This is a genomic window from Anaeromassilibacillus sp. An172 (genome assembly GCF_002160515.1).
GTDB lineage: Bacteria > Bacillota > Clostridia > Oscillospirales > Acutalibacteraceae > Limousia > Limousia pullorum.
The window spans coordinates 12,986-33,378 of record NZ_NFKS01000017.1 but is presented as its reverse complement, the minus strand read 5'-3'; the positions used below and the strand labels follow the sequence as shown (position 1 = coordinate 33,378).

Genomic DNA, 20,393 nt, shown 5'->3' with positions numbered 1-20,393 from the left:
AAAACCGTGGTTCATTGAAAACCACGGTTTTTCTGTTTAATTATTTATTTAAAAACATTTTTTCTGCGTTTTCTTTGGTTATGTCCAGAAGCTTCTGGGTGGGCAGGCCTCTCAGCTCGGCGATTTTTTTTGCACAGTAGATAATCATTGAACTGTCGCATCTTTTGCCACGGAAAGGCACAGGAGCCATGTAGGGAGCGTCTGTTTCCAGCATAAGGCGGTCAAGGGGAATTTCGCTTGCCACGTTTACACTGTGTTTGGCGTTTTTAAAAGTTACAACTCCGCCCAGGCTGATACTCATGCCCAGCTTTACAACCTCACGCATCATTTCAACGCTTCCGGAAAAGCAATGCAGAATTCCTTTAGGCTTGTATTTTCTGAGCATTTCCAGTGTGTCGCCGTGAGCCTCTCTGTCGTGGACAATAACAGGAATGTCCAGCTCTTTTGCCAGAATAAGCTGTTCTTCAAAAACCTTTTTCTGCTTATCCTTTGGAATATCCCAGTAATAGTCAAGTCCTATTTCGCCAAGAGCCACACACTTTTTGTGGGAAAGATAGGGCTTTATTCTTTCGAGATAATCCTCAGGCAGGTTTTCAAGATTTTCCGGATGAAAGCCTGCTGCAAAATAAAAATAGTCCACCTTTTCACTGTAGTTTTTTATTGTTTCAGCGGTTTCCAAATCAACGGCGGCGTTTATAACATTGCAAACGCCCTTTTGCGGCAAAAGCTCGAAAAGGCTTTCTCTATCCTCGTCAAACCATTCATCATAATAATGGGCGTGGACGTCAAATATATTGTGAAAATTAGGTTCCATAGCTTTTTAACCTCTCTTTTTTTATTTCCGCCTTGCAAAGGTTTGACTAAGAAATAAACATCGTTTCAAGGCGGGCGAAACCTTTCCTTTTTTATTTGGAATGGCTCGCTCTCGGTTAGGGTTGATTATTTTTATTGTTTAAAAATAGGGGCGGATTTTATCCGCCCGCTATCTGTTTATTGTTTAATTAAAAATTCTGCTTCTGCGTTAACATTTTTATAATTGTGGAATCGGTTCATCTGTTAATTAAATTCAGCTTTATAAACTGACTTATTTTTAACAGAAACCCTACTGCTACCGGGCGGATATGTTAATCCGCCCCTACGTGAAGTGATAAAATAACTCCACTCAGAGAATAGGAACTCTCACCACTAAAAAGAAGTTTTACCCGCCGCATGCACAACGGCAACCTCCAGTTTAAACCCTTCCAAGGCGGAATTAAAATAGACGGAATCAAAACAATTCCTATCTGCGAGAATAGGAATTTCTACCGCCAAAAGGAAGTTTTACCCGCCGCATGCACAACGGTAACCTCCAGTTTAAACCCTTCCAAGGCGGAATTAAAATAGACGGAATCAAAACAAATCCTATCTGTGAGAATAGGAATTTCTACCGCCAAAAGGAAGTATTACCCGCCGCATGCACAACGGCAACCTCCAGCTAAAACCTTTCCAAGGCGGAATCAAAATAAGCGGAACTAAAATTAACTGATTTTGGAGCCGGGGGTCATGTCATCTACGAAGATTACTTTTACTTCTTCGCCGCAGGTTGCAGCAAGAATCATGCCGCAGCTTTCAACACCGCAGAGCTTTGCAGGCTTCAGGTTTGAAACGAGAACAACTCTGTGTCCGATAAGGTCTTCCGGCTTGTAGAACTTTGCAATTCCGCTGGCTACAGTTCTTTCACCTGCGCCGTCGTCAAGGGTGAGCTTCAAAAGCTTTTTGGCTTTCTTTACAGGCTCGCAGGCTTTGATTTCTGCAACACGCAAATCAACCTTGCAGAAGTCCTCTATGCCTATCTGTGCGATACCCTCAAGCTCTGCTTTCTTTTCTTCTCTGTCGGATTTCGGGTCGGCTTTCTTTGCAGCCTCTTCCTGCTTCTCGGCAATTTCCTTGAGCATCTTTTCAGTGTCAATTCTTGAGAAGAGAGGAACAGGAGTTCCAACCTTGCCGCCAACCTTTGTGCCGCCGAAGGTTTTAAGGCTTTCGTAATCGGTTACGTCGCAGTTGAGCTGTTCAAAAATCTTCTTTGAAGTGTCCGGCATAAACGGAGCCAAAAGCACTGCGGTAAAGCGAATACCCTCCAAAAGATTGTAAAGTACAGTTCCAAGACGGCCTTTCTTCTCCGGGTCTTTTGCAAGAACCCAAGGTGCTGTTTCGTCGATGTACTTGTTGCAGCGGCGTGCAAGATTGAAGAGAGCGTCAAGAGCGTCGCTCATTCTGTATTGCTTAATAAGATTATCTATTGTTTCAACTGTTGTGAGAGCTGTATTTATCAGGTCATCGTCCACAGGCTCCTTAACATCGCCGGGGAGAATTTCGCCGTCGAAATACTTGTTGCTCATGGCGATAGTTCTGTTTACCAGGTTGCCCAAAGTGTTGGCAAGGTCTGAATTGTATCTTTCGATAATTGTTTCATAGGTTATTGAACCGTCGCTTGTATATGGCATTTCAGACAGGAGATAGTATCTAACTGCGTCAACACCAAGGAGATTGATAAGGTCGTCAGCATAGATAACATTTCCACGGGATTTGCTCATCTTGTCTGTTCCGAACAAAAGCCATGGATGACCGAATACCTGCTTAGGCAAAGGCTCGCCCAAAGCCATAAGCATAATAGGCCAGTAGATTGTGTGGAATCTCAAAATGTCCTTGCCGATAATGTGAACGTCGGCAGGCCAGTATTTTTTATAAAGATCTGAGCTTCCGTCCGGGTCGTAACCCAAAGCAGTGATGTAGTTTGAAAGGGCGTCAATCCAAACATAGATAACATGCTTGTCGTCAAAGTCAACGGGAACACCCCATTTGAAACTGGTTCTTGAAACGCAGAGGTCCTGAAGTCCCGGCTTTATAAAGTTGTTGAGCATCTCTTTCTTTCTGCTCTCAGGGAAAATAAAGTCAGGGTTGTTTTCGATAAACTCTTCAAGCTGTTTCTGGTATTTTGACATTTTAAGGAAGTAAGCCTCTTCCTTTGCCTTTTTAACCTCTCTGCCGCAGTCAGGGCATTTTCCGTCTACAAGCTGAGCCTCTGTCCAGAAGCTCTCGCAAGGTGTGCAGTAAAGACCCTCGTACTCACTCTTGTAAATATCGCCCTGTTCGTAAAGCTTTTTAAATATTTTCTGTACCACTTTTTCGTGATAATCGTCTGTAGTTCTGATAAACTTGTCGTAGGATACGTTGAGCATATCGCAGATTTCACGAATCTGACCTGCAACCTTGTCCACATACTCCTTTGGAGAAACACCTGCGGCGGCTGCGTACTCCTCTATTTTTTGACCGTGTTCGTCAGTACCGGTAAGGAAAAACACGTCGTATCCCTGCATTCGCTTGTACCTCGCAATAGCGTCTGTCAATACAATCTCGTAGCTGTTGCCGATGTGTGGCTTGCGGGATGTGTAAGCGATAGCGGTCGTAATGTAATACGGTGTTTTCTGACACATGTTGAACACTCCTCTTTCTTTGTAAATTTAGTGCCGCTTAACGGCTTTCATATTATTATACCAATAAACCCATCGAAATGCAATTTATTTCCATAGAAAAATAGCAATGCAAAATACATTTTTCAGTATATTTTTATAAAGAATAAAAATAATAAAAAATTTTTAAAAAAGTATTGACAAACGCCTTTCCAATTGATATAATAAAATACGCTGAAACGATGAAGCGCACGAAAGTGCTTCATATATATCGCGGAGTGGAGCAGCTCGGTAGCTCGTCGGGCTCATAACCCGAAGGTCGTAGGTTCAAATCCTGCCTCCGCAACCAAATTACACAGACACAACGTAAATGCGTTGTGTCTGTTTTTTTATTTCCTTTTCTATAAAATCACACTTTGATTTTTCTATCAGCATCGAATATAGAATCTCTAATTAAAACTTCATTGCAAACAACCTCAAAGTATGTGTTATCTATAAAAACTATCTTTAATAAACACAAGTTGTCGCAAAGCTTTTTATTATAATTTAAAGATTCTTTTCCGTACAGTTTAACAGCTTTATCCGCCAAATAATGGTCTGTATTTCCGATTTTCTTTAAGTCAATAAAGTCGATAATATTTTCATTCCATATTACGATTTCCTAATTACTCTCTATTTTTCTGGTACATCTATAGTTCTGGATGCGCCGTTTATTTTTATTTCTATTTTTTCGTTTTCACAGTCCAACACATCATAAAAGAATGTTGGAATTGTTTCATCCTTTTCTATGTCTTCTTTTGTAAAAATCGGTTCAAAGGACACGTCGTTTTTATCGGTGACGCTTTCCATAAATTTAAGTTTATCATTTCTGTTTTCAGCCAAAACAAAACACTTATCTGTTTCCGGCATATACTTACAGAAAATTAAAGTGTTCATCAACAGAGATTCACTGTCCAGCTGTTTCTCCACGGAATTCTCCACCATGAAAAGCATACTCCATTTTCCGGTCTTTAAATCTTTTTGCGAATAGTACAACGGGTATATTCCGCTGGATACATCACTTTTTGCATCTACTACAAAGCAATAGTTTCCTTCATTGATAACTGTATAATCTTCAAAAACATGCTGTCCTACTGAGTATTCGATAGCCTGTTCCGGAGTATCAAAGCTTTTTATATTGCTTTCAATTATAAAAATACCTTTTGCCGCTAAGACTGATATTACTAAACTGAGAATAATACAAATGGCTGTTTTTCCCCTTTTTATGGGAATACGTTCTCTGAGGAAAAACTGAAATATAATAAACAACATTAAAAATACAGATATCAATATCAAGCGAAGCATATTTATAAAATTTATATTGTTTACATAAGAGTATACAATGGAGCCGCACAAAATAAACGCTGCTGCCAGTTCAAAAGCCACAGTTAAAACTAACGCTTTCTTTCTCTTTCCCACAGATAAGAATTTTGCCAAAAAGATTTGATAAAAAAGAAACAGCACACATTCTAAGAATGATAAAATAGTAAACCCATTCATACATATTACCCCACAAATAAAAAAAGAAACGGCAACCCATAAAGGTTACCGTTTCTCCCTCTGCAAAGAGAATATTGTTTTGAAAAATTTCAGATATTAAAATTAGTCCCAATTAAGAGTGTCACGGTAAACATTGATATAGTCATCTGCGGAACGTGACCAGCTGTTGTCGCTCTTCATAGCTCTTTCAACAAGCTGCTGCCAGCCGTCGTGATCTCTGTAACCCTGGAGAGAACGTCTTACTGCGTTCTGCATGTCTGCTGTATCGTAGTTTCTGAATGTAAATCCATTACCGAAACCGTCCATACTGTCGTGAACAGAGTCTCTAAGTCCGCCTACCTCACGAACTACAGGAATTGTACCATAGCGCAAAGCTATCATCTGTGAAAGTCCGCATGGCTCTGCCTTTGAAGGCATAAGGAATATATCTGCACCGGAATAAATCTTTCTTGCAAGCTCTGGGATAAAGCCGATGCAAGCGCAAATTCTGCCCGGATACTTATTCTGCATGTATCTGAAGTAATCTTCGTACTCTGCGTCGCCTGAACCGAGGATTACAAACTGCATATCCTCTGTGTTCATGAGATGCTCAAGCCCCATTCTTACAAGGTCAAGACCCTTATGGGAAACAAGACGTGTTACCATTGCAACCATAGGAACGTCTGCTCTCTGCTCGAGAGAAAGTCTTTCCTGGAGCTTACGCTTACACTCTGCCTTGCCTGCCATGTTGTTCAAAGAATAGTTTGCATAAACATTCGGGTCTGTTTCAGGATTGTAGTTGTCAACGTCGATACCGTTGAGGATACCGCAAAGCTTATAGTAACGGAGATTGAGCTCAGGGTCAAGACCGTGGCTGAACCATGGGTCTCTGATTTCTGAAACATAGCTTGGAGAAACTGTTGTAACTCTTACTGCTGTTTCGATTGCGCCCTTGAGGAAATTCAGGTTTCCGTTCATCTCCAAAAGATACTCGTCGCTCTTTGGAATACCAACGCACTCTGTGTTAACTTCCCAGCCATACTCGCCCTGGTACTGAATATTATGAATTGTGATAATATTCTTGATGTTTGCATACCATGGATTCTTTGAATAGAAAAGATAGTAGTATGTAGGAACAAGAGCTGTCTGCCAGTCGTTGGCATTGATGATATCCGGATGGAAATCGATATATGGGAGCATTTCAAGAATAGCTCTTGAGAAGAATGCAAATCTCTCGGCGTCATCATAGAAGCCGTAAAGAGCGTTTCTCTTGAAATAGTATTCGTTGTCTATGAAATAGTATGTGCAGTCATTCCAGCGAGCCCAGAAAAGTCCGCAGTACTGATGACGCCATGCAACAGGAACTGTAAAGTTTGTGATAAAGTTCAAAGTGTTTCTGAGTTCCTGAGAAATTGTGCCGTAAAGAGGCATTACTATTCTGCAATCCTCACCTTTTTTGCACAATGTATGTGGAAGACTTCCTGCTACGTCGGCAAGACCGCCGCTGCCGGCATATGGGAGTGCTTCTGAAGAACAATATAAAATTCTCAACTGTAATTCCTCCTTGAGATGTTCTCAATATATTCTTTATGACAAATCAGCCGGCATCTTTTTCAATCCGACTTTTATTTTATCGGGCAATGCGTTTTACCGCATTGCCCATATTTATTAAATTAAACGATTGACTGCTTTGGAATATATGTTGGGCAGGTTACAAATCCCATAAGATTTCTGCCTTCCTTAACCTCTACGTCCTTATCAATGATAACATAGTTGAGGTTTGTGTTAGGGCCAATCTTTGAATCCTGCATGATTACGCAGTTCTTAATCTTTGCGCCCTTAGCAATGTAAACGCCCTTGGAAATAATGCAGTTTTCAACTTCACCGTCGATAACGCAGCCCTGAGCTACCAAGGAGTTCTTAACGTGGCTTCCAAGACCATAGCGGCTTGGCATATCGTCTCTAACCTTTGTGTAGATTGGACGGTCGCTGTTGAAGAGCTGTGCTCTTACGTTTGCGTCCATAAGGCTCATGTTTACATCAAAGTAATCTGCTGTTGAGTTGATGAAACGGCAGTAGCCTTCGATTTCATATCCGCAGATTTTGAGCTTATCAACATTTACCTGAAGAACGTCTCTGTTGAAGTTCAATCTGTTGGAGCTTACGCAGCCCTCGATAAGCTGAAGAAGAAGGTCCTTCTTGATGATGATTGTACCGGTTGCCATGTTGTAGTAGTTGTCATCTGCGCCCGGCTTAATCAAAAGCTCTGTGATTCTCTTGTTAACGTCGAAGGAAAGAACTACAGGATTTGTACGCTTTGCAGGAATCTGCATGTATTTATACATAATTGTAATGTCAGCGCCTGTCTTCATGTGCTCATAGAATGCCTTCTGATAGTCAACATTTGCAACGAAGTCGCTGGAGCACATCAAAACATACTCTTCCTGACAGTGATTTATGTAGCCTCTGATGCTGTAGATTGTTTCAACCTTGTTGAGGGAACTGTTTGTTCCAACAGGAGGCAAAACTGTCAAACCTGAATGACGCTTGGAAAGGTCCCAAGCAGCGCCTGTACCAACGTGATCCATAAGGGAGAGGTAGTTGTTTCTTGCAACGATACCTACGTTGTTGATACCTGAATTTGTCATGTTTGAAAGAGGAAAATCTATCATTCTGTACTTGCCGCCTACAGGCACGCTGCCCATAGTTCTTTTAGCGGTAAGCTCAGGAATTTTATCGTCATTTATGTTGGAAAAAATAAGACCTAAAATATTATTGCTTCTCATGATTCTTATACCTCCATGTCATGATCTATCATAGCTTTAGGAGGAACAACAACACCCTCGCCGATTTTAAGATTATCGCCGATAACAGCAATTCCCCAGTCAGCTCTGTTTTCTACATCCTCAGGATTTGCACCTACAACAGCGTTCTTTCCGATTACAGAGTTTTCGGAAACTATTGCATACTGAACAACTGCGCCTTCCTCAATAACTGCGCCAGGCATGATGATTGAAGAATTAACAACTGCACCCTTGCCAACCTTTACGCCTGCAAACAATACAGAGAACTCGAGCTTTCCGTCTACGTTACATCCGTCAGCTATAAGAGAATTCTGGATTTCTGCTTCTTCGCCGATATGGTGAGGAGGCATCATTGGGTTGCGGGAATAGATGTTTTTAAGATCCAATGTTGTATTAGGGTCGAGAAGATCCATGTTGGACTCCCAAAGGCTGTCGATTGTTCCAACGTCCTTCCAGTAACCCTCGAATGGATAAGCAAACATTCTCTCGCCTGCGTTAAGCATTGCAGGAAGAACGTTCTTACCGAAGTCGTTGCTGGAATTAGGATCAGCTTCATCCTCGATGAGGTACTTTTTAAGTGCGCCCCAGCTGAATACATAGATACCCATGGAAGCGTTTGTGCTCTTAGGAACAGCAGGCTTCTCGTCGAACTCATAGATTGAGCCGTCCGGATTTGTGTTGAGGATACCGAAACGAGATGCCTCTGAAAGAGGTACGTCAATAACTGCGATTGTGCAAGCTGCTTCTTTTTCCTTATGATAAGCTATCATCTTAGAATAGTCCATCTTGTAGATGTGGTCACCGGAAAGGATAACAACATACTCAGGATTGTATCTGTCGATGTAGGAAATGTTCTGATAGATGGCGTTTGCAGTACCTGAATACCAGTCTGCGCCCTCAACTGCCTGATATGGGCTGAGGCATGTAACGCCTGAGTGCATACCGTCAAGGTCCCATGGTGCGCCGCTGCCGATGTACTCGTTGAGTACCAATGGCTGATACTGTGTCAAAACGCCGACAGCTTCGATGCCGGAATTAACGCAGTTGGACAGCGGAAAGTCAATAATTCTGTATTTACCGCCGAATGGAACAGCGGGCTTTGCCAATTTCTTTGTAAGCACACCAAGACGTGAGCCTTGACCGCCTGCAAGCAACATTGCTACAACTTCTTGCTTAGGAATCATAATAGCTACCTCCAAACAATATTTATGCTGATTTAAATTTATATTCAACTTGCCGTAAAGACATCTTCGGCAGGCTACAATATTATTGTTTAATAATTATTTTTTGTCTGCTTTTGATGCTTTGGCAGATTTTGAAATCTTTTCTTTGTCTGCGGTTTTTGATGTGGATTTTTTCACCGTAGCCTTTTTCTTTTCAGGCTTCTTTGTTTCCTTTACACACTTGAGGTACATAACGCTCATAGGAGGAATATCAAGGCTTATTGACTGCTCGTAGCCGTGCATTGCCTCGTCAACGGTTTTAATGTTCTTTCCGTTTGTAATTCCCATGCCGCCGTACTTCTTTGCGTCGGTATTGAATACCTCTGCGTATACGCCGTATTTCGGAACGCCTATGCAGTAGTTCTGTCTTTCCAAAGGCTGGAAGTTGCATACGGAGATAATCTCGTCGCCGCTCTTATCCATTCTTCTGAAAGCTATGATGCTCTGTGTATAGTCGTCGTGGTGAATCCAGTTAAAGCCTTCCCAAGAGAAATCAATCTCGTGAAGGGGCTTGTTTTCAAGATAGAATTTGTTTATGTCTCTGAAGAAATCCTGAATCTGCTTGTGCTGTTTCTTGTCAAGCAATTCCCACTCAATCTGAGCATTGAAGTTCCATTCGTTGAACTGGCCTATTTCAGAACCCATAAAGGAAAGCTTCTTTCCAGGATGGCTCATCATATAGCCCATAAATGTTCTCACGTTTGCAAACTTAAGAATTTCGTCTCCCGGCATTTTGTTTATCAAAGAACCCTTTCCATACACAACCTCGTCGTGAGAAATAGGAAGAATAAAGTTTTCTGAAAATGCATAGAAGAAGCTGAATGTAAGGTTGTCGTGGTTGAAAGGTCTCCAAAGGGGATCAAGGGTCATGTAATGAAGCATATCGTTCATCCAGCCCATGTTCCATTTATAGTCAAAGCCCAAACCGCCGTCGGCAACAGGACGTGAAACCAAAGGCCATGAGGTGCTTTCTTCTGCAATCATCATAACGTCAGGATGATACAGGTGAGTAGCTGTGTTGAGTCTCTGCAAAAATTCAATAGCTTCAAGGTTTTCCTTGCCGCCGTATTTGTTTGCAACCCACTCGCCGTCTCTTCTGTTGTAATCAAGGTAAAGCATTGAAGCAACAGCGTCAACACGAATACCGTCTATGTGGTACATATCGAGCCAGAACATTGCACTGGAAATCAGGAAGCTGATAACCTCATAACGGGTATAGTCAAAAACATATGTACCCCACTCTTTGTGCTCGCCTTTTCTTGTATCGGCATATTCATAGCAGCATGTGCCGTCAAATTTACCCAAGCTGTGGGCGTCTCTTGGGAAGTGGGCAGGAACCCAGTCCAAAATAACGCCTATGCCCTCCTGGTGACATTTATCAATAAAATACATAAAATCCTTAGGATTTCCGTATCTAACTGTCGGTGCGAAGTAACCTGTAACCTGATAACCCCATGAACCGTCATAAGGGTACTCAGTGAGAGGCATAAACTCAATATGAGTAAAGCCCATTTCCTTAACATAAGGAATAAGCTTGTCGGCAAGCTCTATGTAGCTCAAAGAGGAGCCGTCCTCTTTTCTCATCCATGAACCTGCATGAACTTCATAGATATTCAAAGGGCAGTCCCTGTGATTTGTTTCGCTTTTGTGTTTTACCCAAGCATTGTCGTTCCAATTATAACCGTCTATATCATAAACTACGGTAGCATTGTCGGGGCGCATCTGGAAGCAGAATCCGTAAGGGTCTGATTTAAGCACTTTTTCATGTGTTGGAGTTTCCACACAATATTTGTATATTTCACCCTGCTGTATACCCTCAATAAAAAGCTCCCATACTCCCGGCTCGCTTATTTTGTACATGAAGTTTGCGGTTTTGTCCCATCCGTTAAAATCGCCTACAACGGACACGGAAAGAGCATTAGGTGCCCAAACACGGAAAACAACTCCGTCACGGTCATTCCATTTTACAAAATGGGAACCCAAAAGTTCATAAGCTCTTACGGCGTCACCGTCGTGAAAAAGATCCAACGGATATCTCGAATCATTTAATGAGTAGTTCATTTCTGACACTCCCTTTCGCAGAATATGCCTCTATACAATAATAAATTAAACCTTATTCATACACATATATAATAACAAATTATACAGTCAATTTCAAGTAAATTCACGAAAAAAATATTAAAATTTCGTGTATATTTTCTAAAAAGAACGGTATGACAAAAAAACACTACAAAAAACGCAATAACATTCTCTTTTTTTTAAAACATTTTTCCGATTTGGAATTAAATTTTTCGAAGATTTTTTTCTTTTCTTTCACACAAGCTCACAAAACCCAACATTTGTATATGATTTATTATTCAATTTTACCAGTTATTTTTCCACAAAAGAAAAAAGGTTCTCAATTTAAGAACCTTTTCTCCGGATAATACTTGATGGTATTTTCTGTATATTTTTATATTTTTTCAGGTTGAAAAGTGTTGGCGTTTTTTCACTAATTCTAAATTTTTACATCACTGAGCACATATAAGTTCAACTATCGAGTCAACTGTTGTGTCGCCCTCGTCTTTCATGGTCAAAAGGCTTGCGCAGACATTTTTTTCATCCATATTATTTTTAACTGCTGTGAAAATTTCAAGCTTTTTATCGTACCCGATACTTGCCATATTGAGGATTTTTTCAGTCATGTCCAAAACAGGATTTTCTGCAAGTTCGTTGTTGCCAAAGACAATTTCAAGCTTTGTATCGGATTTCATATAAGGCAGAGTAATTGTATAAGAGGATTTTTCCTTTTGTGAAACCTCATAGTCCACAGGTTTTCCATCTGCCAAAACAGAAGCATTTTCAAAGCTCTGTCCGTAAACCTTAACGCTGTAGCGGCGGTTCTCCGGAACGCTTTCAAAACATCCGGAAGCGGAAATTGTAAGCTTAGGAGCATCTCCCCAGCTGTAGACAAATTCTGTTTCAAGCCTTGTTTCAGCCTTCTCATCTTTGTCCTCAATCATCTTAAAGCTTCCGCTGTCGCCGGCGAAAACAAGAACCTCAAAGCTTTCAGGATTTTTTGCAGAGTTTTCAACCTCTGCGCTTAACGGAAGCACGGTTCCGGCTTTTGCAAAAACAGGAATACTCTCATTGTTTCTGTAAAAGTCCTTAGTCATGCCGCCCTTATATCTTGTGCCTGTGAAAATATCGTACCAGTAGCCGGAAGGAAGCCATCCTGTGACTTTGCCGAGACAGGATTTTTTATTTGAAGGAGAGGTTATAGGACAAACAATCATGTCTTTTCCGAAATAATACTGATTTTTAAAATTATAGGCTTCCTTTGCTTCCGGATACTCATAATACATTGGCAGAATAAGAGGTCTGCCCTCCTCTCTCAGACAAACATTCATTGTATAGAGATAAGGAACCAGCTTATGACGGAGTCTTAAAAACTTTGTCATAACGATTTCTGTGCCTATATCGTAGTTCCAAGGCTCTTTTCCGCAGAAAATGTTATCTGAGCAGTGCAGTCTGTTTATTGGCGAGAACACACCGTACTGTATCCAGCGGAGCTGTAACTCACTGTCACGATAACCATGCATGTGCCCGCCGATATCGTGACTCCACCAGCCGTAGCCCACATTGCTCGCAGTTGATGTAAAATAGGGCTGAAAATCAAGGCTGTCCCAAGTTATATATGTATCTCCTGAAAATCCTATGGGGTATCTGTGGCTTCCGATGCCCGCATATCTGGAGAAAGTAAGAGGAGTTTTGCCTTCTCTTCCGCTGTCTAAATAATGAAAGTGGTTAAGCATCCACAATGGGTCAAGGCCCTCGGTTTTTGTATGGGACTGCTGCTGCCAATCTATCCACCAAAAATCCACACCCATTTCCTCATTAGGATGATGCAGGTATTTAAAATACGCATCGAGAAATTTTTTATCTGAAATATCAAACTCTATTGTTTCTTCCTTCTCCCAGTCAACGCCCAGTTCCTGAGCCATTTCCTTGTAGTTATCCTCAAAGGCTCTTGCACCTGCGGCAGGATGAACGTTAAGTGTGATTTTAAGTCCCTTTTCATGAAGCCAGGTCATAAAGGCTTTCGGGTCTGGGAACAGCTCTCTGTTCCAGGTATAACCAGTCCAGCCGCTTCCGTACTTAGGGTCAATATCCACAAGATGCCAGTCCATATCAAGAACGGACACTGAAAAAGGAATACCCTTATTTTCAAATTTTTCAATAAGTTCCATATAGGACTGCTGGGTGTATTTATAGTATCTGCTCCACCAGTTGCCCAGCGCAAATCTCGGGAGCAGAGGCTGACTTCCGCAGAGGTGATAAAAATCTTTTATACAGCTCTTGTAGTCATGTCCGTAACCGAAAAAGTAAATATCGGTAACCTGATTTTCACGTGGTTTAACAAACCCGTCGTCGGTCATCACAAGGGACTTGCTGTCGTCGTATACTGAAAAACCGTTTTTTGAAATAAGTCCCTTGGAAAGGGGGACGCTGCCGTTGGCTTTGTCCAAAGTTCTGGCAGTGCCTCCCAAATCCATAAAGTCGTCTCCGTAGTACCATGTACTGCGGTAATTGCTGCAATTTCCCAAAACCTTTATGCTTAAACCGTTGTTGGAAAATTCTTTTTTATTGTATGTAAGCTTCAGGTACGGAGTTTCTATTATCAGTTCACCGTTTTTCTCTTCCGCTGTAAATTCTGTTTTTCCGAAATCCCTGTTGATTACCGCCTGAGTAGGTCTGTCCTCAAAAACTCCGTTTTCGCTGTACTCAAGTCTTACAAGACGCTGGGTAAGCATTGTGATACGGTATTTTTTACCACTGATAATATTGTTTTCCATACTTTCACTCCCATATAATTATCTGTATTTGATTATAATTTAATTATTCGGCCTTTGTAAAGAACCATGTAGCTGCAAATGTCAATGCGAATGTGAAGATTGCAACGCCTATGTAGCAAAGGAGCTGATAAGGTGAATATACGAAGAGCAAGAGTCCCGGAACTGTGCTGATACCGTTACCTGTACCCTGGAGTCCCAAAAGTGAGGAAGCCATTCCGGCAAATCCGCTGCAAAGACACATTATCATAAACGGTCTGATACTGTTTTTAAGAATTACACCGAAAAGAGCAGGCTCACCGATACCCAAAAGTGAAGAAACTGTTGCGCTCTTTCCCAAAAGCTTTGTAGGCTTATCCTTGCTCTTTAATGTAAGTGCAAGACAGCAAGCTGCATTTGCAAATCCGCCAAAGGTGTAAATTGCGTTAACAGGGTTGAAGCCTGTCTGTGTGAGAATTGAGATTTCCAAAATATTTGAAAGGTGATGTATACCTGTCAAAACTATAATTGACCAGAAGAAACCGATGAGGAATCCGCCGATACCGAAAGGCAAGCCCATAAACATTGTAAGTGTATTCAAAACGAACTGTTCTACAACGTGGAGGATTGGTCCGATAACGATGAGAGCAAGGCACATCATAACAACCAAAACCACAAAAGGAGTTATGAGCAAATCAAAAGTTGCAGGAACCTTTTTGTGAAGGAATTTTTCAAACTTTGCACCGATAAGACCAACTGCAAAAGCAGGAAGCACGCTGCCCTGATAGCCTACAATCGGGATAAAGTTGAACAGGTAAAGAGGTGTAACTCCGCTTGACGGGTCTGCAACGGAATATGCGTTTGGCAATGAGGTTGAAACCAGCATAAGTCCCAAAACAATACCCAAAACCGGATTACCGCCGAATGTCTTAAATGCTGACCAGCAAACAAGAGCAGGCATAAATGAGAAGGTTGTACCTGACAAAACGTCCAAAAGAACCAAAACATTCTGAGGAATATCGGCAGAGCTTGCGCCGAAAAGTCCCAGGAAGTTATCATTGAGCAATGCGCCCTTTAAACCAAGGATAAGACCTGTTGCAACTATAACAGGAATAATAGGAACGAACACGTCGCCCAGTGTACGAACAGCTTTCTGAAGCTTATTTTTATTGGTTTCTTTAAGTTCTTTGATTTCTTCTTTTGTTGAAACGGAAATATCCATTGCGCAGCATTCGTCATAAACACGGTTTACTACGCCTGTTCCCAAAATTATCTGATACTGACCGGCGTTATAAAACACGCCCTTAACGCCCTCAATTTCAGTAACCTTTCCGTCGTCGATAATGTCTCTGTTTTTAACGATGAGTCTGAGTCTTGTGGCACAGTGAGTAACGGATGAGATATTTTCTTTTCCGCCTACTTTTTCGATGATTTCTCTTGCCATCTTCCCATAATCCAGCTTCACATTAAACACCCTTTCTTTGTATATAATTTATTTCGATGTATCACGTTTCATTGATACATCTTTGTTACATGAATATAGTAATACATAATTAGTCTTTTGTCAATACCTTATTGAAAAAATTTTAATAATTTAAATAATATATACAATTATACCATTTAATGCCTGTTTTTAATTCACTTTACATTCATATAAAGGCATTTTAAGACCCATTAAAATCCTGCTGTTATGCATAGCAAATGAAACGCAATGATACATTATGCATAAAAACCGCCCTTATTCTGTTGCAAATGCAACAGAATTTTAAAATAATTCTTGCTTAAAAGTCAATGTTATGCTATGATATTCTTATGTAAACCGTTTTTTCTATTGTTTTAAGCATGTATCGTTTTTGTATTTTTTGCAGAGCATTTCATAACATTATACATTCATTCATACATGAGAATAATATTATATTAAACTGAAAGGAAAAGCCGGCAGTTATTTTGCCGGCATAAACACTAAATATGGCAAGTATGAGAGAAATCGCAGAAAAGGCGGGTGTTTCCCAGGCTACCGTTTCAAGAGTGCTGTCCAATCACCCGTCAATAAAACCGGAAACAAAGCAAAATGTGCTTTACTGGGTAAAAAAGCTCAATTACCAGACCGGTGAAGGAAAAGGCGCTGTGGTAAAAAGCAAGTCAAACCTTATAGGCGTTATTTTGCCCGACCTTATAAACCCCTTTTTTACTGAAATCCTTGCGGCTGTAGAATCAACCGCAAACTACGAGGGCTACAGTATAGTTGTAATGTGCACTAACAAAAATCTGGATAGGGAGAAAAATCTCATCAATGAAATGAGAGCTATAGGAGTTGACGGAATAATAACCGTCCCTGTTTCCTCCTCCAAAAGCGTTAAAACCTACACGGGAATAAACATTCCTGTTGTAGCCATTACAAAGGAGCTTAAAGGCTTTAACTCCATAAGCATATCCCACTATAACGGAGGACGAAAAATCGCAGTTCACCTGCTTTCTTTAGGCTTTACAAAAATCGGCTATGTAGGTCCCACAAACGTGTCCACATCAGCTTCAAAGTTCAACGGCTTCAGAGACGCTCTGAAAGAGGAGGGCTATGAGCTGTGCGATATAATTGAACTTCCGGTTGTTGAATCAATCGAAAGTCTTCTTCCCTTTAATCACATTAAAAATTATCTCAACAGCAACGAGATTAAAAGTCAGGCGCTTTTTGCCCACGATGACTCCACCGCCTGCGACCTTATAAAGGCTCTTTACGAGCACGGATATAAAGTTCCTCAGGATATAGCTGTTATTGGATTTGATAATTCAATCCTTTCAAAGAAATGTCATCCAAGCATTTCAACCTTATCCCAGCCTTTAAAGGAAATGGGCGACAAGGCTGTTGGCATGATAATCGGTCTTATAAATGAAGAGATTATTTCCATATCCTCTTATGAGCTGGATTCAAGAATAATTTCCCGTGACACAACCACCGCCCAAAAGCTTAAAAACATGTAAAACAAAACCGTGGCTTCAAACCACGGTTTCTTTTTGCCTTTTTTCACTGTAAGCTTTTATTAAAGTGTCGTAAACGTGCATGTTTGGCACTCCTGTTTTTAAATAATGGGAATTATCTCCGCCCAGCATTTTCACCGCAAAAGCTCCCACCGCCCTTGAGCGGGACTGGCCTCCGTAGCAATGCACAAGGAGAGTTTCTTCCTTTTTATGTTCCTCAATAAAAGCGATGATTTTTTCAGCCATTTCCTCATTAAACAAAACTGCACCCTCAACCTCTTTTACAATATCGTCAAAATACAAAGTAAGGACACCTTTGCAGAACTGATTTTCCGAAAAAGTGAAACCGAAACCCTTTGTATGTGTGTCCTGAATTGAAATAACAGCATAGGCGTCGGACTTTTCCGCAAACTCTTTAAACCCTGCCGGGTAGTAGTGCTGCATAACATACTCAAAGGCATCATAAACAGATTTAACAATAACCCTCTTCATAAAACCTCCTGTTTTTAACCTATATAAGCGAAAGGAGAGATACAAGCGCATCTCTCCTTTTATGTTTTTATATTTTATAAATTACAGGTCAGTGCAATCGCCGATTTTTCTGAATCGGTTATATCTTGCCTCCAAAAGCTCTTCAACAGGCATTGCAAGATTTTTTTCAAAGGTTCTTGCAATGAGCATTTTAAGGCTTTCAAAAATCTTCTTGTCCTCAACCTTTGGTTCTCTTAAAATTCTCTCGATAACACCAAGCTTGAACAAATCCTGTGCTGTAAGCTTCAGGCACTGTGCGGCGTCTGCTGCACGGCTTTCGTCTTTCCAGAGAATACTTGCGCAGCCCTCAGGAGAAATTACTGAATAAACTGAATTTTCCAGCATCCAAACCTCATCTGCAACAGCCAAAGCCAAAGCGCCGCCGCTTCCGCCTTCGCCTATGAGAATTGAGAGAACAGGGGTTTTCAAAGTCATCATTTCCATTATGTTTTCGGCAATAGCCTGTCCCTGACCTCTTTCCTCAGCGCCGATTCCGCAGAATGCGCCGCTGGTATCAACAAAGCAAAGTACAGGTCTGTGGAACTTTTCCGCCTGCTTCATAAGGCGGAGAGCTTTTCTATAGCCCTCAGGATGAGCTGAACCGAAGTTTCTCTCCATACGTTCCTTTGTGTTTCTGCCCTTTTCAAGTCCGATTACTGTTACAGGCATACCGTTAAGGCTTGCAAGTCCGCCGATAACCGCCTTGTCGTCGCCGAATCTTCTGTCGCCGTGGAGTTCAAAGAAGCTGTCGCCGAACATATTCTCAATAAAATCTACCGTAGTAGGCTTTTTGGCGTCTCTTGCCGCCATTACTTTATCAAATGCTGACATCAGTTCTCCACCTCCCCTGCTTTGTTTGTACTATGAAGTCCCAAAAGTCTTACCAAAGTAACCTTAAGGTCTTTTCTGTTTACAACCGCATCAATAAAGCCCTTTTCCAGAACAAACTCTGAGGTCTGGAAGCCCTTTGGAAGCTTCTGTCTTATAGTCTGCTCGATAACTCTCGGGCCTGCAAAGGCGATAAGAGCGTTAGGCTCGGAAAGGATAATATCTCCCTCCATTGCAAAAGATGCTGTAACACCGCCGGTTGTAGGGTCTGTAAGAACTGTTATGTACAAAAGTCCTGCGTCGCTGTGACGCTTTACAGCTCCCGAGGTCTTTGCCATCTGCATAAGGGACATGATACCCTCGTGCATTCTTGCGCCGCCGGAAACTGTGCATACAACAACCGGAAGCATATTTTCTGTGGCATACTCAAAAGCTCTTGTAATTTTTTCGCCGGTGACGGTTCCCATACTGCCCATCATAAAGCCCGGCTCCATAACGCACAGAACGGTATCATAGCCGCCCATTGTGCATCTTCCTGTTACAACAGACTCGTTTTCGCCGCTTTTAAGCTTTGCGCTTTTGAGCTTTCTGTTGTAGTCCGGGAAATCAATTATATTTTTGCTTTTCAGGTCTGCGTCAAATTCCTTAAAGCTGTCCTTATCCGCAAGGAGAGCTATTCTCTCTCTGGCGGTAAGACGGAAATGGTAACCGCATTTTGTGCAGATTTTATCGTTTTCTTCGATGTCCGACATAAGAAGCATGGCTCCGCATCCGGGACACTTGACCCACATTGAGTCAGGCACAAAGGGGCGGTTAAGCTCGGTATCGGCAGAAGCGCCTTCAAGCTCGTTTTTTGGCTTTAAAAAAGTAAACAAATCCATGCCTTATTTCTTCCTCGCTTTTTTCTTTTCTTCAAAATCTATCATAAAATCAGTTGTATAGCTTCCGTCCAAAAATCTCGGGTCGCTTAAAATTTCAATCTGCAAATCCCTATTATGGTCAATTCCTATTACATTCAATTCAGAAAGAGCCATCTTCATTTTTCTTATGGCATGCTCTCTTGTTCTTGCCTGAACAATGAGCTTTCCAACCATTGAATCATAGAAAGGAGGAATTGTGTAGTCCTGATATATAGCTGTGTCAAATCTTACGAAAGAACCGCCGGGAACATGAAGTCTCTGAATTGTTCCGCAGCTTGGACGGTAGTTCTCGTCAGGATTTTCAGCATTTATTCTGCACTCGATGGCGTGGCCGTGGATAAATACCTCGCTCTGCTTTTTGTTAAGCTCTGCGCCTGCGGCAATTCTTATCTGCCACTGAACGATATCCATGCCTGTTACCATCTCTGTAACGCCGTGTTCAACCTGGAGTCTTGTGTTCATCTCCATAAAGTAGAAGTTGTTGTCCTTATCCAAAAGGAACTCAACTGTTCCGGCGTTTACATAGTCAACAGCCTTTGCAGCCTTTACGGAAGCTTCCATCATGCCCTTGCGGATTTCATCTGTAATTGCAGGGCTTGGACTTTCCTCAATAAGCTTCTGGTTCTTTCTCTGAACGGAACATTCTCTTTCTCCGAGGCAGAGAACATTGCCGTACTTGTCACAGAGAATCTGCATTTCGATATGCTTAACAGGATGCAAAAACTTTTCAATATAAACTGCGCCGTCGCCGAATGCGCTGGCAGCCTCGCTCTGGGCGGAATTGTAAGCGTTATCGAACTCGTCCATTGAGTCAACACGTCTGATACCACGTCCGCCGCCGCCTGATCTTGCCTTTATAAGGAGAGGGAAACCGATTCTTTCGGCTTCTTCTCTTGCCTGCTCAAGGCTTTCGCATACGTCACAGCCGGGAGTTACAGGAACTCCGGCGTTACGCATTGTCTTTCTTGCCATGTCCTTGTCTCCCAAAAGGGAAATCATCCGGGAGGAAGGGCCTATAAATTCTATGTTGCACTGTTCGCACAGGGAAACAAATTTTGCATTTTCTGATAAAAGTCCGTAGCCGGGGTGAATAGCCTGAGCGCCTGTTTCAATGGCAACAGTGAGAATAGCCGCCATGTTAAGGTAGCTGTCTGTAACAAGAGGGCCTCCTACGCAGTAGCTTTCGTCAGCAAGTTCAACATGAAGAGCGTCCTTGTCTGCTTCTGAATAGATTGCCACTGTACTTATGCCCATTTCACGGCAGGCTCTGATAATTCTTACCGCTATTTCGCCACGGTTTGCAATAAGTATCTTAGAAAACAACTTTACTCAC

General features: G+C 41.7%; 14 protein-coding genes and 1 tRNA gene. 2 read left to right on the top strand and 13 right to left on the bottom strand.

Annotated features, from left to right (window positions below; genetic code table 11):
* Nucleotides 1–40: 40 nt before the first annotated feature.
* Entirely contained in the window at nucleotides 41–814 is a 774-nt protein-coding gene (locus B5F08_RS08765) for a TatD family hydrolase (RefSeq protein ID WP_087378403.1), read from the bottom strand.
* A gap of 703 nt (nucleotides 815–1,517) precedes the next feature.
* Nucleotides 1,518–3,473 carry a methionine--tRNA ligase gene (gene metG, locus B5F08_RS08760; RefSeq protein ID WP_087378401.1) on the bottom strand — a complete coding sequence of 652 codons (1,956 nt, stop codon included), beginning with the start codon at nucleotides 3,471–3,473 and terminating at the stop codon, nucleotides 1,518–1,520.
* A 248-nt stretch (nucleotides 3,474–3,721) separates the two neighbouring features.
* On the opposite strand from metG, the gene B5F08_RS08755 reads away from it, so the two are divergent.
* Nucleotides 3,722–3,798, top strand: a tRNA-Met gene (locus B5F08_RS08755).
* Nucleotides 3,799–4,121: 323 nt separating this feature from the next.
* Here the strand turns inward: B5F08_RS08755 and B5F08_RS08750 are convergent.
* From B5F08_RS08750 to B5F08_RS08720, 7 genes are all read right to left on the bottom strand, one after another.
* Nucleotides 4,122–4,988 (bottom strand): hypothetical protein, encoded by an 867-nt coding sequence (locus tag B5F08_RS08750; RefSeq protein WP_087378400.1) that lies wholly within the window; start codon nucleotides 4,986–4,988, stop codon nucleotides 4,122–4,124.
* Between the two features lie 102 nt (nucleotides 4,989–5,090).
* Nucleotides 5,091–6,518, bottom strand: a complete 1,428-nt coding sequence (glgA, locus tag B5F08_RS08745; RefSeq protein ID WP_087378398.1) for a glycogen synthase GlgA — start codon at nucleotides 6,516–6,518, stop codon at nucleotides 5,091–5,093.
* 122 nt (nucleotides 6,519–6,640) lie between these two features.
* On the bottom strand, nucleotides 6,641–7,753 hold the full coding sequence (gene glgD, locus B5F08_RS08740; protein WP_087378396.1) for a glucose-1-phosphate adenylyltransferase subunit GlgD: 1,113 nt from the start codon (nucleotides 7,751–7,753) through the stop codon (nucleotides 6,641–6,643).
* Between the two features lie 5 nt (nucleotides 7,754–7,758).
* On the bottom strand, nucleotides 7,759–8,955 hold the full coding sequence (locus tag B5F08_RS08735; protein WP_087378394.1) for a glucose-1-phosphate adenylyltransferase: 1,197 nt from the start codon (nucleotides 8,953–8,955) through the stop codon (nucleotides 7,759–7,761).
* A gap of 96 nt (nucleotides 8,956–9,051) precedes the next feature.
* On the bottom strand, nucleotides 9,052–11,055 hold the full coding sequence (gene glgB, locus B5F08_RS08730; RefSeq protein ID WP_087378392.1) for a 1,4-alpha-glucan branching protein GlgB: 2,004 nt from the start codon (nucleotides 11,053–11,055) through the stop codon (nucleotides 9,052–9,054).
* A gap of 449 nt (nucleotides 11,056–11,504) precedes the next feature.
* The gene (locus tag B5F08_RS08725) at nucleotides 11,505–13,829 is read right to left on the bottom strand and encodes a glycoside hydrolase family 31 protein (RefSeq protein WP_087378390.1); all 2,325 of its coding nucleotides are present in this window, start codon (nucleotides 13,827–13,829) and stop codon (nucleotides 11,505–11,507) included.
* A 43-nt stretch (nucleotides 13,830–13,872) separates the two neighbouring features.
* Entirely contained in the window at nucleotides 13,873–15,270 is a 1,398-nt protein-coding gene (locus B5F08_RS08720; protein ID WP_087378388.1) for a PTS transporter subunit EIIC, read from the bottom strand.
* Nucleotides 15,271–15,773: 503 nt separating this feature from the next.
* Between B5F08_RS08720 and B5F08_RS08715 the strand changes: the two genes are divergently transcribed.
* The gene (locus B5F08_RS08715; protein ID WP_087378386.1) at nucleotides 15,774–16,784 is read left to right on the top strand and encodes a LacI family DNA-binding transcriptional regulator; all 1,011 of its coding nucleotides are present in this window, start codon (nucleotides 15,774–15,776) and stop codon (nucleotides 16,782–16,784) included.
* 15 nt (nucleotides 16,785–16,799) lie between these two features.
* On the opposite strand, the gene B5F08_RS08710 is transcribed toward B5F08_RS08715, so the two are convergent.
* The 4 genes from B5F08_RS08710 to accC form a co-directional block, all read right to left on the bottom strand.
* A complete protein-coding gene (locus B5F08_RS08710; protein WP_087378384.1) occupies nucleotides 16,800–17,273 on the bottom strand; it encodes a hypothetical protein in 474 nt (157 codons plus the stop codon).
* Nucleotides 17,274–17,354: 81 nt separating this feature from the next.
* Nucleotides 17,355–18,143: an acetyl-CoA carboxylase carboxyltransferase subunit alpha gene (locus B5F08_RS08705; protein WP_087378382.1), complete on the bottom strand. Its 789-nt coding sequence runs from the start codon at nucleotides 18,141–18,143 to the stop codon at nucleotides 17,355–17,357.
* Nucleotides 18,143–19,021 (bottom strand): acetyl-CoA carboxylase, carboxyltransferase subunit beta, encoded by an 879-nt coding sequence (gene accD, locus B5F08_RS08700; protein WP_087378380.1) that lies wholly within the window; start codon nucleotides 19,019–19,021, stop codon nucleotides 18,143–18,145. The genes B5F08_RS08705 and accD overlap by 1 nt, the downstream gene beginning before the upstream one ends.
* A gap of 3 nt (nucleotides 19,022–19,024) precedes the next feature.
* Entirely contained in the window at nucleotides 19,025–20,383 is a 1,359-nt protein-coding gene (gene accC / locus B5F08_RS08695; protein ID WP_087378378.1) for an acetyl-CoA carboxylase biotin carboxylase subunit, read from the bottom strand.
* Between the last annotated feature and the right edge of the window lie 10 nt (nucleotides 20,384–20,393).